Origin of the sequence: Flavobacterium sp. 2755 (assembly GCF_031455715.1) — a bacterium.
GTDB lineage: Bacteria > Bacteroidota > Bacteroidia > Flavobacteriales > Flavobacteriaceae > Flavobacterium.
In genome coordinates, this window is the sequence record NZ_JAVDTG010000001.1 from 793,868 (window position 1) to 808,251 (window position 14,384).

At 33.7% G+C, this 14,384-nt stretch carries 12 protein-coding genes; 9 read left to right on the plus strand and 3 right to left on the minus strand.

The window, feature by feature from the left end:
- Window positions 1-58: 58 nt before the first annotated feature.
- Window positions 59-718, minus strand: a complete 660-nt coding sequence (locus J2Y38_RS03385; protein WP_309839563.1) for a DUF6565 domain-containing protein — start codon at window positions 716-718, stop codon at window positions 59-61.
- A gap of 290 nt (window positions 719-1,008) precedes the next feature.
- Here J2Y38_RS03385 and J2Y38_RS03390 point away from each other — a divergent pair, with 290 nt between their 5' ends.
- The 9 genes from J2Y38_RS03390 to J2Y38_RS03430 all read left to right on the plus strand — a co-directional run bounded on the left by J2Y38_RS03390 (window position 1,009) and on the right by J2Y38_RS03430 (window position 12,523).
- The gene (locus J2Y38_RS03390; RefSeq protein WP_309839565.1) at window positions 1,009-1,695 is read left to right on the plus strand and encodes an ABC transporter ATP-binding protein; all 687 of its coding nucleotides are present in this window, start codon (window positions 1,009-1,011) and stop codon (window positions 1,693-1,695) included.
- A 93-nt stretch (window positions 1,696-1,788) separates the two neighbouring features.
- Window positions 1,789-2,358: a cob(I)yrinic acid a,c-diamide adenosyltransferase gene (locus tag J2Y38_RS03395; RefSeq protein ID WP_073484375.1), complete on the plus strand. Its 570-nt coding sequence runs from the start codon at window positions 1,789-1,791 to the stop codon at window positions 2,356-2,358.
- 173 nt (window positions 2,359-2,531) lie between these two features.
- Complete coding sequence (locus tag J2Y38_RS03400) at window positions 2,532-2,753, plus strand: DUF2795 domain-containing protein (RefSeq protein WP_007138072.1); 222 nt, start codon at window positions 2,532-2,534, stop codon at window positions 2,751-2,753.
- 87 nt (window positions 2,754-2,840) lie between these two features.
- The gene (gene secA / locus J2Y38_RS03405; RefSeq protein WP_309839569.1) at window positions 2,841-6,188 is read left to right on the plus strand and encodes a preprotein translocase subunit SecA; all 3,348 of its coding nucleotides are present in this window, start codon (window positions 2,841-2,843) and stop codon (window positions 6,186-6,188) included.
- A 237-nt stretch (window positions 6,189-6,425) separates the two neighbouring features.
- Complete coding sequence (locus J2Y38_RS03410) at window positions 6,426-6,803, plus strand: hypothetical protein (protein ID WP_309839571.1); 378 nt, start codon at window positions 6,426-6,428, stop codon at window positions 6,801-6,803.
- A gap of 99 nt (window positions 6,804-6,902) precedes the next feature.
- On the plus strand, window positions 6,903-9,062 hold the full coding sequence (locus tag J2Y38_RS03415; RefSeq protein ID WP_309839573.1) for a TonB-dependent receptor: 2,160 nt from the start codon (window positions 6,903-6,905) through the stop codon (window positions 9,060-9,062).
- Window positions 9,063-9,194: 132 nt separating this feature from the next.
- The gene (locus J2Y38_RS03420; protein ID WP_309839576.1) at window positions 9,195-10,787 is read left to right on the plus strand and encodes a PepSY-associated TM helix domain-containing protein; all 1,593 of its coding nucleotides are present in this window, start codon (window positions 9,195-9,197) and stop codon (window positions 10,785-10,787) included.
- Between the two features lie 207 nt (window positions 10,788-10,994).
- Complete coding sequence (locus J2Y38_RS03425; protein ID WP_309839578.1) at window positions 10,995-11,630, plus strand: DUF2306 domain-containing protein; 636 nt, start codon at window positions 10,995-10,997, stop codon at window positions 11,628-11,630.
- Window positions 11,627-12,523: a YARHG domain-containing protein gene (locus J2Y38_RS03430; RefSeq protein WP_309839580.1), complete on the plus strand. Its 897-nt coding sequence runs from the start codon at window positions 11,627-11,629 to the stop codon at window positions 12,521-12,523. The genes J2Y38_RS03425 and J2Y38_RS03430 overlap by 4 nt, the downstream gene beginning before the upstream one ends.
- Window positions 12,524-12,691: 168 nt before the next feature.
- Here the strand turns inward: J2Y38_RS03430 and J2Y38_RS03435 are convergent, their stop codons facing one another.
- Together J2Y38_RS03435 and J2Y38_RS03440 are read right to left on the minus strand one after the other, a co-directional pair.
- Window positions 12,692-13,354 carry an RNA methyltransferase gene (locus J2Y38_RS03435; RefSeq protein WP_309839582.1) on the minus strand — a complete coding sequence of 221 codons (663 nt, stop codon included), beginning with the start codon at window positions 13,352-13,354 and terminating at the stop codon, window positions 12,692-12,694.
- Between the two features lie 60 nt (window positions 13,355-13,414).
- Entirely contained in the window at window positions 13,415-14,383 is a 969-nt protein-coding gene (locus tag J2Y38_RS03440) for a sulfotransferase family protein (protein WP_309839584.1), read from the minus strand.
- Window position 14,384 lies beyond the last annotated feature (1 nt).

The window sequence follows — 14,384 nt, forward strand, 5'->3', positions numbered from 1 at the left end:
ATAAAAAAATGGCAATCAGAAATGATTGCCATTTTAATACTAATTCAAAATAACTAATTTATTTTTTAGCGTCTTTATTTTCTTCAGATTTTGCACCCATTCTGTTAACAGTATACATTGGTGCAAATTTAATTTTTAAACCGGCAATTTTTCTGTTATCTTCAGATGTAAGTCCTTCTTTTTCAACTGTGTTTTTACGGCTGTCAAGTGCTTCATACATCAACTTAACTTCATCCCAGTCTTCTCTAGAATATTTATCTTTATTATCTTCAACAGTGTGAACAAATTGTTGGTAAACACTGTGAATATTTTGAGCATTAACCCAGTCAAAGTTCATATCATCGCCAATTTTTCCTTCACCAAACAAGGCGTTTCTTAATTGTTGTTTCGGACTTGGAGCCGGAGGGGCAAAAACGGTGGTCATCTCATTTTTAAACTCTTCATATTTAACTTTGCTTGCATTTATTTTTTCGGTCGCAGCCGAATTATCTTTTAAATCTGCTAACGCTGCCTGAGCTTCCTGAGATCTTCTATCATATTCAGCATCAACTGCTTTCCAGTCTGCTTTTAAATTTTCTGCTGAAACATTTTTAACTGAATCGACGTAAGCTACATAAGCATCAACTTTTTTCTGAGCTTGTTCTTGTTTTTCATCTTTACACGATGTAAAGCTTAATGCAATTAATGCGATTCCTAATACCATTTGAATATTTTTCATAATACTGATTGTTTTAATTAATTATAATCAAATTTACCAAATAGCCAATCAAACAAATTACATTATTGTCATGTTTGAAAATTTAAAAACATTTTAATACTATAAAATTCATAAAATAATGACAATTATGCAAAATCAATCGAAAATGATATAACCGTTTCTGCTTTAAAAAACATATTTATTTTAATACATATCTATTAAAAAGCTTTTGTAACAAAATCCATTTCTAAACTACTTATCATTTTTATGAAAAGTGTTTTGTACTTTTAAATCCAAAATTGTAAAACGAAATGGCAAATCCATTAATTAAAATAACTGACATACGACGAAATTTTGTACTTGGTAATGAAATCGTCTATGTTTTAAAAGGAATTAATTTAGAAATCAACAAAGGCGAATACGTCGCTTTAATGGGGCCTTCGGGATCTGGAAAATCAACTTTAATGAATTTATTAGGTTGTTTGGATACACCAACTTCAGGACGTTATGTTTTGAACGGAAAAGATGTCAGCCAAATGCGTGATGACGAACTTGCCGGAATTCGTAATACAGAAATTGGATTTGTTTTTCAAACTTTTAATCTTTTACCAAGAACAACGGCTTTAGACAATGTAGCTTTACCTATGATTTATGCCGGATATTCAAAATCTGACAGAAATGCGAGAGCAACTGAAGTTTTAAAACAAGTAAATCTAGCCGACAGAATGGATCACCAGCCAAATCAGCTTTCCGGAGGACAACGCCAGCGTGTTGCCATTGCACGCGCTTTAGTCAACAAACCTTCGATTATTTTAGCCGATGAACCAACAGGAAACTTAGACAGTAAAACTTCTGTAGAAATCATGAAGCTTTTTGGAGACATTCATGCACAAGGAAATACGGTAATCTTAGTAACCCACGAAGAAGATATCGCTGCCTACGCACACCGCGTAATTCGTTTGCGTGATGGTTTAATTGAAAGCGACACCACTAAATAATTTTAGATTTCTGATTTTAGATTTTAGATTATTTTCAAACAAAAGAAAAACTTAGAATCTTAGCAACTCAGAACCTTAGTATCTTAAAAAAAAATGAAAGTATATACCAAAACAGGCGATAAAGGAACAACAGCTCTTTTTGGAGGCACGCGCGTTCCTAAAGATCATATCAGGATTGACAGTTATGGAACTGTTGATGAACTTAATTCTTATATAGGATTAATTCGCGATCAGGAAATAGATTCACATTATAAAACTATTTTAATAGAAATTCAGGATCGTCTTTTTACTGTAGGCGCCATTTTGGCAACTCCGCAGGAAAAAGAGGTTTTAAAAAACGGAGAACTCCGCTTAAAAAATCTCGGAATAATTGACTCGGATATCGAATTACTGGAAAACGAAATAGATAAAATGGAAGAAAGCCTTCCGCAAATGACTCATTTTGTTTTACCGGGCGGTCACCCAACCGTGTCACATTGTCATATTGCCCGCTGTATATGCCGCCGTGCTGAGCGTTTGGCAGTACATTTAAGTCATAATGAACACGTTCCCGAAATCGCAATTATGTACTTAAACCGACTTTCTGACTACCTTTTTGTCTTGGCACGGAAGTTGTCGTTTGACTTAAAAGCGGAGGAAGTGAAATGGATTCCGAGGAAGTGAAATTTTAGATTTTAGACTTCAGATTTTAAATTTTTCAAGATTCTATAAATCTAAAATCAACAATCTAAAATCCGCAATTAACAGGACGTTCTTAAATTTTATTAAAATAAATCAAATTTTACTTGTCTTTTTCAGTAAAAAATTTATTTTTGCACAAACTAAACAGATAACAGATGTATTGGACATTAGAATTAGCATCTTATTTAAGTGATGCGCCATGGCCTGCTAACAAAGACGAACTTATTGACTACGCTATTAGAGCTGGTGCTCCATTAGAAGTAGTAGAAAACCTTCAGTCAATAGAAGACGAAGGCGAGATATATGAATCAATGGAAGAAATTTGGCCTGATTATCCAACAGACGAAGATTATCTTTGGAATGAGGATGAATATTAAAAAATAAACCAAAGGAAAAAGTCTCATCATAGAGGCTTTTTTTTTGGTTCAAATACATATTATATAATAAAGAAATACAAATAAATTATGAGTTTCATAAATAGCATCATTAAGGTCTTTGTAGGTGATAAATCTCAAAAAGATGTCAAAGCTTTACAACCTTACTTAAACAAAATTAAGACTTTCGAAACTAGTTTAATGAGTTTATCTCATGACGAACTAAGAGCGAGAACCGCTTATTTTAAAGAAAAAATTAAAGAAGCAAGGGCAGATAAAGATGCAAAAATCGCTTCTCTAAAAGCTGAAGTTGAAAATATTGAGGATATCGACAAAAGAGAAGATATTTATGATGCAATAGACGCTCTTGAAAAAGAAGCTTATGAAATCTCTGAAAAAACTTTATTGGAAATTCTTCCCGAAGCGTTTTCTGTAGTAAAAGAAACGGCTCGCCGTTTCAAAGAAAACTCTCATATCGAAGTTACTGCAACTGCAAAAGACCGCGAATTCTCTGCAACAAAACCATATATTACTATTGACGGCGAAAAATCTATCTGGGCTAACAAATGGAATGCTGCCGGAAAAGATATCACTTGGGACATGATTCACTATGACGTTCAGTTGATTGGTGGAATGGTTCTGCACGAAGGTAAAGTTGCCGAAATGCAAACGGGTGAAGGTAAAACTTTGGTTGCTACACTTCCACTTTACTTAAATGCTTTGACAGGAAACGGAGTTCACTTAGTAACAGTGAATGACTACTTAGCAAAACGTGACAGCACGTGGAAAGCGCCTTTATTCGAATTCCATGGTTTATCTGTTGATTGTATTGATAATCACCAGCCAAGTACAGAGCAAAGAAAAAAAGCATACGACGCTGATATCACTTATGGAACCAACAACGAATTTGGTTTTGACTACTTAAGAGATAACATGGCGCACTCGCCAAGCGATTTAGTGCAGAGAAAACACAATTATGCTATTGTCGACGAGGTCGATTCTGTATTAATTGATGATGCAAGAACACCGCTTATTATTTCAGGACCAGTTCCACAAGGAGATCGTCATGAGTTTAATGAATTGAAACCAAAAATTGAAAACTTAGTTGCACAACAACGTCAGTTAGCAAATGGTTTCTTAGCAGAAGCTAAAAAATTAATCAAAGAAGGAAATACTAAAGAAGGCGGTTTCTTATTATTAAGAGCTTACAGAAGTTTACCTAAAAACAAAGCATTAATTAAATTTTTAAGTGAAGAAGGAATTAAACAATTGCTTCAAAAAACTGAAAATCAATACATGCAGGATAACAATCGCGAAATGCATAAAGTGGATGAAGCTTTATATTTTGTGATTGAAGAAAAAAACAATCAGGTTGAATTAACAGATAACGGTATTAAATACCTTTCTGGAGATACTGATGCAGATTTCTTCGTTTTACCGGACATCGGAACAGAAATCGCTGCTATCGAAAAACAAAAACTGGACAAAGACGCTGAAGCAGAAGCTAAAGAAAGATTATTCCAGGATTTTGGAGTAAAAAGCGAGCGTATCCACACTTTAACTCAGCTTTTAAAAGCGTATGCTCTTTTTGAAAAAGATGTAGAATACGTTATCATGGACAACAAAATTATGATTGTCGATGAGCAGACAGGTCGTATCATGGATGGTCGTCGTTATTCTGACGGTTTACACCAGGCGATTGAAGCTAAAGAAAACGTAAAAATCGAAGCTGCTACACAAACTTTTGCTACTGTTACATTACAGAATTATTTCAGAATGTACAGCAAATTAGGAGGTATGACTGGTACGGCGGTTACAGAAGCTGGTGAGTTATGGCAGATTTACAAATTAGACGTTGTTGAAATTCCAACCAACCGTCCGATTTCAAGACAAGACAAAGAAGATTATATCTATAAAACTACACGTGAAAAATTCAACGCTGTAATTGAAGACGTTACTGAATTATCAAACGCTGGAAGACCAGTATTGATTGGAACAACTTCTGTAGAGATTTCAGAATTATTAAGCCGTATGCTTAAAATGAGAGGAATCACACATAACGTATTGAATGCTAAAATGCACAAGCAAGAGGCACAAATCGTTGAAGAAGCTGGTAAAGCCGGAGTTGTAACTATTGCAACAAACATGGCTGGTCGTGGTACCGATATTAAATTATCTCCAGAAGTAAAAGCTGCCGGAGGTTTAGCAATCGTGGGTACAGAGCGTCATGATTCACGTCGTGTTGACAGACAGTTACGTGGTCGTTCTGGTCGTCAGGGAGATCCGGGAAGTTCTCAGTTTTATGTTTCTCTTGAAGATAACCTAATGCGTTTATTTGGTTCTGAAAGAGTTGCTAAAGTGATGGACAGAATGGGATTGAAAGAAGGTGAAGTTATTCAGCATTCTATGATGACTAAATCGATCGAACGTGCTCAGAAAAAAGTAGAAGAAAACAACTTTGGTGTTCGTAAACGTTTATTAGAATATGATGACGTTATGAACTCTCAGCGTGAAGTAGTTTACAAACGTCGTCGTCACGCATTGTTTGGCGAGCGTTTAAAACTGGATATCGCGAATATGCTTTATGATACTTGCGAATTAATCGTAAGCAACAATAAAATTGCAAATGATTTTAAAAGTTTTGATTTTGACTTAATTCGTTATTTCGGAATTACTTCTCCAATTTCAGAAGCTGATTTCCAAAAATTATCAGATATTGAAGTAACTGGAAAAGTATACAAAGAAGCTTTGGCTTTTTACACTGAAAAAACAGAAAGAAGCGCTAGAGAAGCTTTCCCAATTATTAGAGGAGTTTATGAAGAGCCAAACAATCATTTCGAAAGAATTGTAGTTCCATTTACAGACGGAATCAAAACTTTGAATGTGGTTACAGACTTGAAAAAAGCTTACGAAAGCGAAGGAGCGCAATTAATTGCTGATTTCGAGAAAAACATCACACTTTCTATTGTTGATGAGGCTTGGAAAAAACACTTACGTAAAATGGACGAATTGAAACAATCTGTTCAATTGGCTGTTCACGAACAAAAAGATCCATTACTTATCTATAAATTAGAAGCTTTCAACTTGTTTAGAGGAATGTTAGACAACGTTAATAAAGAAGTTATTTCATTCTTGTTTAAAGGTGATTTACCAGCTCAAAACGTTACTTCTGAAATTCACGAAGCAAGAGAAGTTCGTCAAAAAGAGAATTTACAATTAAGCAAAGACGAAATTCCTAACAGTGAAAGCATCAACCGCGAAGCTGGAGAAACACAACAACGTCAGGTTACAGAAACTATCGTTAGAGATATGCCAAAAATCAATCGTAACGACAATGTAACGATCCAAGAAGTTGCAACTGGTAAAACAGAAACAATGAAATTCAAAAAAGCAGAAACTCTTTTAGCTTCTGGAGCTTGGGTTATTGTTAAAGAATAAGTTTCAGTATTCAGTCGCAGTTTTCAGTTTACAGACTAGACGAATTACATATCAAACCCGACAGGTTTTAAAACCTGTCGGGTTTTTAGTTTTTATCATTCAGTCGCAGTCTCAGTTTACATACAGACTAAAAACTGAGACTGCGACTGTAAACTGAATACTAAAAAAAATCCCGAAACACTTGGTAATAAATGCGAATTAAATGTATTTTTGCATTCGAAACATAGAAACAGCGTTTTGAAACGATTTTTGATCATATTGCTTTCATGTACACTTTTACTGCCCTCTTTTGGCAGCTTCTTTGTTTACACTTCTTTCAAACTTAATCAGGAAGAAATTTCAAAAACGATTTGCGTACAGCGAAAAATGGTTTTTAATTCCTGTAACGGTCGATGTGAACTTCAAAAAAGTTTAAAAAAATACGCAGATAACGAAAAAAGAATGCAAAACAACCTGAAAGAAAAAGCAGAAGTTGTTTACATTCAAAATACTACTACGACTAATTTTAAATTAGTAACTCCAATTGAATCAAGAGCAAAAATCTTTGCTTCTTTTAACACAAAACCTATTTCGGTTTCAAACACTACGTTTCGACCTCCATCCTATTTTATATAAATTTCTGATAACCGCTTTTCAATAGTTTTTGAAAAGATTTTTTTCTTGTCGTAAAGTCAGGAAAAGCACACGTTACTTTAAAATTTATATAAATTTAAAATGAAAAAAATATACATTATCCTATTCTTTATAGGACAATTTGTCTTTGCGCAGAATAAGGTAGAAAAAGACACAACAAAATCTCAGGAGCTTGAAAACGTTTTTATAACTGCCAACAGAACTGCCACTAAACGTAAGGAAACTCCTGTTGCCATTAGCAAAATAACAGCCAAAACCATTAACGAAGCAAAAGCAACTGCCGTTTATGAAATTATAAACAAAACTCCGGGAGTTTTAATGGTTAACTTAGGAAACGAGCAGCACATGATGTCTATTCGTCAGCCAATGACAACAAATGCTTATTATCTGTATTTAGAAGATGGCTTGCCAATTCGCCCAATGGGAATTTTCAATCACAACGCTTTATTAGAAATCAATCAATATAACCTACAAAGTATTGAAGTAGTTAAAGGTCCGGTTTCTTCTTTATACGGCCCTGAAGCTGTGGGCGGAACAATCAATTTAATTTCGATAAAACCACCTGTTGATCCAGAATTTAAATTTGGAGTTCAGGCAGATAATTATGGATACAGAAGATTTCAGGCTGCCGGCGGTGCAACCGTAGGAAAAGTTGGTTTTCATATTGCCGGAATTTCAAGTTTACAAGAAAATGGATGGATGACTTATTCTGATTACAACAAAGATAATCTGAATGCCAGAATCGATTATAACATCTCTCCTTCTACCCGATTAATGAGCAATACGATGTATGGAAAATATTATTCGGATATGAGTGGTTCGGTCAATGAAGAAGCTTTTTATAACAGAACTTATAAAAGCACTTCTAATTTTACTTATAGAAAATCTGATGCTTTAAGAACCCGCTTAACGCTGGAACACGATTGGAACAACAATTCAAGCAGTTATATTACAGCTTATTTGCGTGATAATAAATTAGGCCAAAATCCTTCTTACGGAATTAAATGGAGCCCGACTGTAAATCCTACAACTGCTAAAGGTGAAGTAAATTCAAATAACTTTAAAAGTTACGGAGCAATTGGACAGCACACTCAAAAATTTGATTTTCTAAATACAAAACTTGTGGCTGGTGCTTTATACGACTATTCTCCAGTTACGTATTGGTCTTATGTAATTGATTTAAAAGCTAATTTAAATCCGGGAGAAGCTGGTAAACAAACCGTTGATTCTTATGAAATAATTGCTGAACATCCAGATTCAAAATTAGCAGATTATACGGCAGATATTTTCAACTCTGCAGGATATGCGCAATTGAGTATTAGTCCAATTGAACAATTAATATTTACCGTTGGCGGTCGATACGACAACATGAAAGTAGACTATGATAATGCTTTAGACAAATCTACAGGAAGCAAAGTCTACGATAAATTCACTTTTAAAGTAGGTGCAAATTTTAACCCAGTTGAGTTTGCAGGTTTTTATGGTAATTATTCTCAAGGTTTTGCGCCTCCGGGAATTACCTCTATTTTTAGAACTAAACCAGGAACTGGAGGAACAACAGGCGTTCCGGCTGCTTTTTATTACAACTTAGAACCTGCAACTTTTGATAATTATGAAGTGGGCGGATGGCTTTCTTTCCTTCAAAACAAATTAAATTTTGATTATGCCTTTTATTATATGGAAGGTAAAAATGAACTGTTAAACATTAAACTTCCAGATAACTCAACAGATTATCGTTCGGCAGGAGAAACGCGTCATAAAGGAGTTGAATTTGGAGCTTCATATCGTCCTTCGCAACAATTTAATATTCGCTTGGGCGGAACTTACGCGCAGCATACATATATCGATTTTAAACTTTCGGACAAACCAAGCGATCCTGTTCAGGATTTAAACGGAAAAGAAATGCCGGCAGCACCAAGATGGTCTGGAAATTCAGAGGTAAGTTATTATCCAAACTGGCTTCCTAATTTAAGGACTTCTATCGAATGGCAGCTTGTGGGAAGTTATTACCAAGATCAGATCAATACGGTAAAATACGACGGTTATAACATTTTCAATGCAAGAGTTGGTTATCAATGGAAAGGAATTGAAGTATATGGAAACGTAATGAACCTTACAGATAAATTATACGCTTACAATGTTTCGAGAGCGAATACCACAAATGCCCAGCCAACATATACGGCGGCAGCTCCAAGAACATTTGTATTTGGAATTCAGTACAATTTTTCATTAAAAAAATAAAATTATTTGCCCACAGATTTCACGGATTAAAAGGATTAATCACAGAGTTTTTTAAATAAAAAAATCATTTTAATCCGTGCCATTCCGATAGCTATCGGGAGTGGCAAAAAAACAATCAAAAACAACTCAATTATGAGTAAAGAAACTAAAAGAAAATCTTCTAAGAAAGATTCTAAAATCGTAAAAAAAATCAAGCAGCACATGTACAAATGGCATCGTGTTATTGGCTTAATTACCATTGTTCCTGTTATTTTCTGGACGCTGTCTGGTTTAATGCACCCGTTTATGGCGCATTTTTTCAAACCTGAAATTGCTCACGAAAAACTGGAACAGCAAGTAATCGACAAAAGTCAGTTGAAATTGTCTATTCAGGAAGTTTTACAAAAAAACGAAATCACCCAATTCAAAAATTTCAGAATTGTCACTTTTAACAATACTACTTATTATCAATTAAAAACCATTTTTGGTGAATTATGGTATTATGATGCTTCGAATGGAAAAAAACTGGAAGAAGGAGATCAAAAATATGCCGAATGGCTTTCTCGCTATTTTCTCGATGATCAAAAAAGTGTCGTAAAAAAGAGCGAAGTGGTAACCGAATTTACTTCGCAATACAAATATGTAAATCGTTATTTACCGGTTTACAAACTGACTTTTGACCGTCCTGATGCTATGGAAGTTTATGTTGAAACCTCTTCCAGCAAACTGGCGACTTACAATCCAACTTCAAGACAGGCTTTTATCTGGTTTTTTGATACTTTTCATAACTGGTCATTTATTGATGCGATATCTAACAATAGTATCCGAATCATTACCATGATTTTCTTATTGTCAATTATTGGATTTTCTGCTTTAAGCGGCATCTTGATTTACGGTTTATTGTGGAAACAATTCAAAAAAACTGATAATGCAGCTCCTAAAAAAGGGCTTAGAAAATACCATCGCCAAATTGGAATCTGGGTTTCGCTTTTCACTTTGACTTTTGCTTTTAGCGGAGGATATCATGCTACAACAAAATGGGCACCTTATACTTTATCGCAAATGGTTTACGAACCTACATTTGTGACTAAAGAAATTCCATTAGCCAATAATGCGCTGGATTTAGACTGGACTCGTTTTCAAAATACAAGTATTATTACTTTAAACGATACAACTTATTTCCGTTGCCAATTACTTGAAAAAAGTAAATTCAAAACTTCAAAAGTAGATTCTAATACAAAATGGAATAAAAAGAAAGATCAAAAATCGGAAGTGATTTACATTAATGCTGCAACCAATAAAGTTGTCCCAAATGTTGATCTTCACTATGCCGAATATCTGGCTTATTATTTTACAGGCGGGGCTCCGCAAGCGGCTTGCTGCGAAATGATCGAAACTTCTGAAGAACCGGAAGAATCAATAGAAAATGTAAAATTATTAGAATCAAAAGTATTGACTGACTTTGAAAGCAGAGAATATGGTTTTGTAAACAAACGTCTTCCTGTTGTAAAATTAGCATACGACACTCCTGAAAAAACAACCTATTTTATCGAAACTTCAACTTCAAGACTCGCAGCTGTGGTTAAAAATGCAGATAAAGTAGAAGGTTATTCTTTTGCGATATTGCATAAGTTTTTATTTATGGATTGGGCAGGAAAAAACATTCGTGATCTGGCCACAGTTTTAGCAGCATTGAGTATTTTAATTGTCAGCATTTTAGGTTTTATATTATTCTTAAAAAAGTAAGTTAAGATACTATCCCGATAGCTATCGGGACTAAGATTCTGAGATACTAAGTTTTTTTTGCCGCGAATTACACGAATTTTCACAAATTTTTAAATCAATTAATTCGTGAAAATTCGTGTAATTCGTGGCAGAAAATTCTCCCCAACTACCAAAAGTGGCTGGGGATTTTTTATATTTGATACCTAATAAACCTTTTACAATAAAGAATTGAGAAAAAAGATTCAGTTTTCGTTATTACTAATTTGGGCAATCTGTTTTAGTTATTTCTTTATTCTAATGCTGAAGCTTACTTTGCAGTACATTCCGTTAAAAAACGACGCTGCTTTTCTCCAGATCAAACAAACGGAAGTTTCTGAAATTCCCTATTATACTACCTTTTTTTATATTCATGTCTATTCGGCTATTTTTGTTTTGCTATCAGGATTTTTTCAGTTTAACAATTTTCTTTTAAAGAAATATCCTCTTTTACATAGAAACCTTGGAAAGGTATATGTTTTTGTAATTCTGCTTTTAAGTGCGCCTTCGGGGTTATTTATTGGCTTTTTTGCTAATGGCGGATTTTATTCTAAAATATCTTTTGTCACTTTATCCGTTCTATGGTTTTACTTTACTCTAAAAGGTTTTCTCTTCATTAAAAACAAAAATATCACGCAGCACAAGGCCTTTATGCTGCGAAGTTTTGCTTTAACATTTTCTGCCGTCACTTTACGTTTTTGGAAGGTGATTCTTGTATATTTGTTTCACCCTGCGCCAATGGATTTATATCAAATTATTGCCTGGTTAGGCTGGATTCCGAATTTATTAATCATCGAATATTATCTTTATCATCAATCAAAAAAATGAAAAACCTTCTTTATTTATTTTTAGCCGTTTCCCTTTTTTCTTGTAATTCTAAAGAAAAACAATCACAAATCAGTGATAATAAAATGCCCGAAGAAATTCGAACTGATTTATACGGTTCGTGGGTTGGTTCATTTATTGTTGCAGAACGTGATACAACCCAAGAAGTAAAAGAAAATTTTATCAATAAGATTAACATAAGTATTAAAAAAATTACTGAATCTGAAGTTACGGGACAAAGTGTAGTCGCTGGTAACATAAGACCTCTTAAAGGTGAAATGACAAAAAAAGGAAAAGTAATTCATTTTACACTTAAAGAACCCGGCGATGATAAAAATGATGGTGTTTTTGATTTTGATGTAGTAAATGATACTATAATTTCTGGAATATGGATAGCCAATAATCCTAAAAAAGAAGTTCGTAAAAGAAAATTTGAACTGGTTAAAAAACAGTTTAAATACGATCCTAATTTAATGTTACCTAATAATGGTTCTTATATTGACTATGAAAATCCAAAGGAAGAACAAGTAACCTATTATGAAAACGAGGAAGATTCTATAAATAATAAAGAAGCTGAAACTTATACTGAAAGTGTCTATAGAATGGCATCTGAAAGTATTTCAAACATCAATTCATCAACAAAAAAACTAAAAGAATCTGATATCAAAAACCTGAAGAAAATTGATTTGGAAATCCTTAGAAATACCATTTTTGCCAGACACGGACTTTCTTTTAAAACGAAAAAAGTACGTCAGTTTTTTGATGATGTAGAATGGTACATTCCGGTTGAAGCAAACGTTGATAACAAATTGACCGAAACAGAAAAACAAAATATCGTTTTATTAAAACGTTTCGAAAAATACGCCGAAGATAATTACGATTCTTTTGGAAGATGATTTTTTTTTAAGATGCTAAGGTTCTAAGTTGCTGAGATTCTAAGTTTTTATTTTTGCCACGAATTAATTAATTTAAAAATTAGTCTAATTCGTGGCAAGCTTATTTAAAATTCTCTTCTTTTCCAAGCTCAGCATCTTAGAACCTTAGCAACTTAGAATCTCAGAAATTTATCTCGGATTTTCCTGGTAATAACGCGCTTCTATTCTTTTAATATCTTTAATTGAATTTTTAGCCCACGCCAGGCGTTTTTCTAATATTTCTTCATCAGATAAATGCCAGTCAATATCTGAATTTCGCAGTCTGTTGGTAAGGTTTTGAATGATGATGGCAGCAGAAACGGAGATATTCAGACTCTCTGTAAAACCTACCATTGGGATTTTTAAAAATCCATCTGCTTTTTCTAAAATTTCCGGAGAAAGGCCGTCTTTTTCAGTTCCAAAGAACAAAGCACTTGGTTTTGTAATATCAAAATCCTGAATCATACAGTCGTTTTCATGCGGTGTTGTCGCAATGATTTGATATCCTTTATTTCTTAAAGAGGAAATACAGCCTTCAACACTATCAAAACGGTTAATGTCAACCCATTTTTGTGCACCTAAAGCAATTTCTTTATCTATTCTTTTACCAAAACGCTGTTCGATAATATTAAGTTCCTGAATTCCAAAAACCTCACAACTGCGCATTACGGCACTCGTGTTATGCATTTGAAAAACATCTTCGACCGCAATAGTAAAATGTTTGGTTCGGCTTTCTAATACTTTTAAAAATTTCTCTTTTCGGTTGTCTGTCAATATATTTTCGAGAAATGCCAGGTAATCTAAATCAATCATTTTGTTTGTATTTGGCGCAAAAATACATATAAATCAATAAAAAGTAAATTCATTTGTATTTTAGCTTTCCTGATGTTCCAGAAACGTGCTGTTTAATTTTTCGTGCAGCAGATTAAGCTTTGTAAAATTGATTTCTAATTCTTCTTCTTTAAAAGAATCTCCATTAAAAGCTTCATTTTCGTTTTTAGAATGGGCATTTAGGCGTTCATACATTTTATCAAGTTCTGCATAAGCATAATTAACTTTGATAAACGAAATAAATTTTTCTACAACCTGTTTCATTCCGTCGTTGTAATAAAGAGCTGTAACATTTTGATCTGTTTCGTAAAAACTCAAAAAGCCTTCAAAATATTTCTCCAAAACCAAAGCCCCATACTGCTGAAAACTTATTCTATTTATCTCCTGAGCCGTAATTCCAAAAACACTCGGCGGCAGTAAATTCGGAACCATATGCATTCCCATCTTTTTTTGATGCGATTTCAAAACTTCTGTCGGGTTTCTGTAAAGCAGCGCAAAAGGTGTTTCAGCAAAAATGCTTCTTAAATAACCTGCATTAAAAATGTGCCAGGCATCCAGTTTTAAAAATAAATTCTTTTGTTCCGGAAATCTTTTCTGTCCTAAGAATTTAATAACTGCTTTTAAAAGCGCCGTCTTTTTGTCTAAACCAAACAAATTACTTCTCAAAATTTCATCCACAATTGGTGCTTCAGAAATCATAATATTTTCTACTGAAGTGGCTAAAGACTGACTCAGCATTGTAGAACCGCATCTTGAAACGTGAAATACCAAAGATTTTAAATCGACCGAAACTATTTCTTCAGACCATTCTACAAGATTTTCAGTAGTACTTATTACTTTAAACGACTTTGAATTGTATTCGTGTTTTCTGCATTTTAAAATTGTTTCCTCAAAAAAAGGTTCGGCATATTTTAAATCTCCCACATAAATCCATTCAAAATAGATTTCATTATTTTTTTCAAGTAACTTATAAGGAATCCAGTTAGAAAGAGGATTAAGTATGTTTTCCATT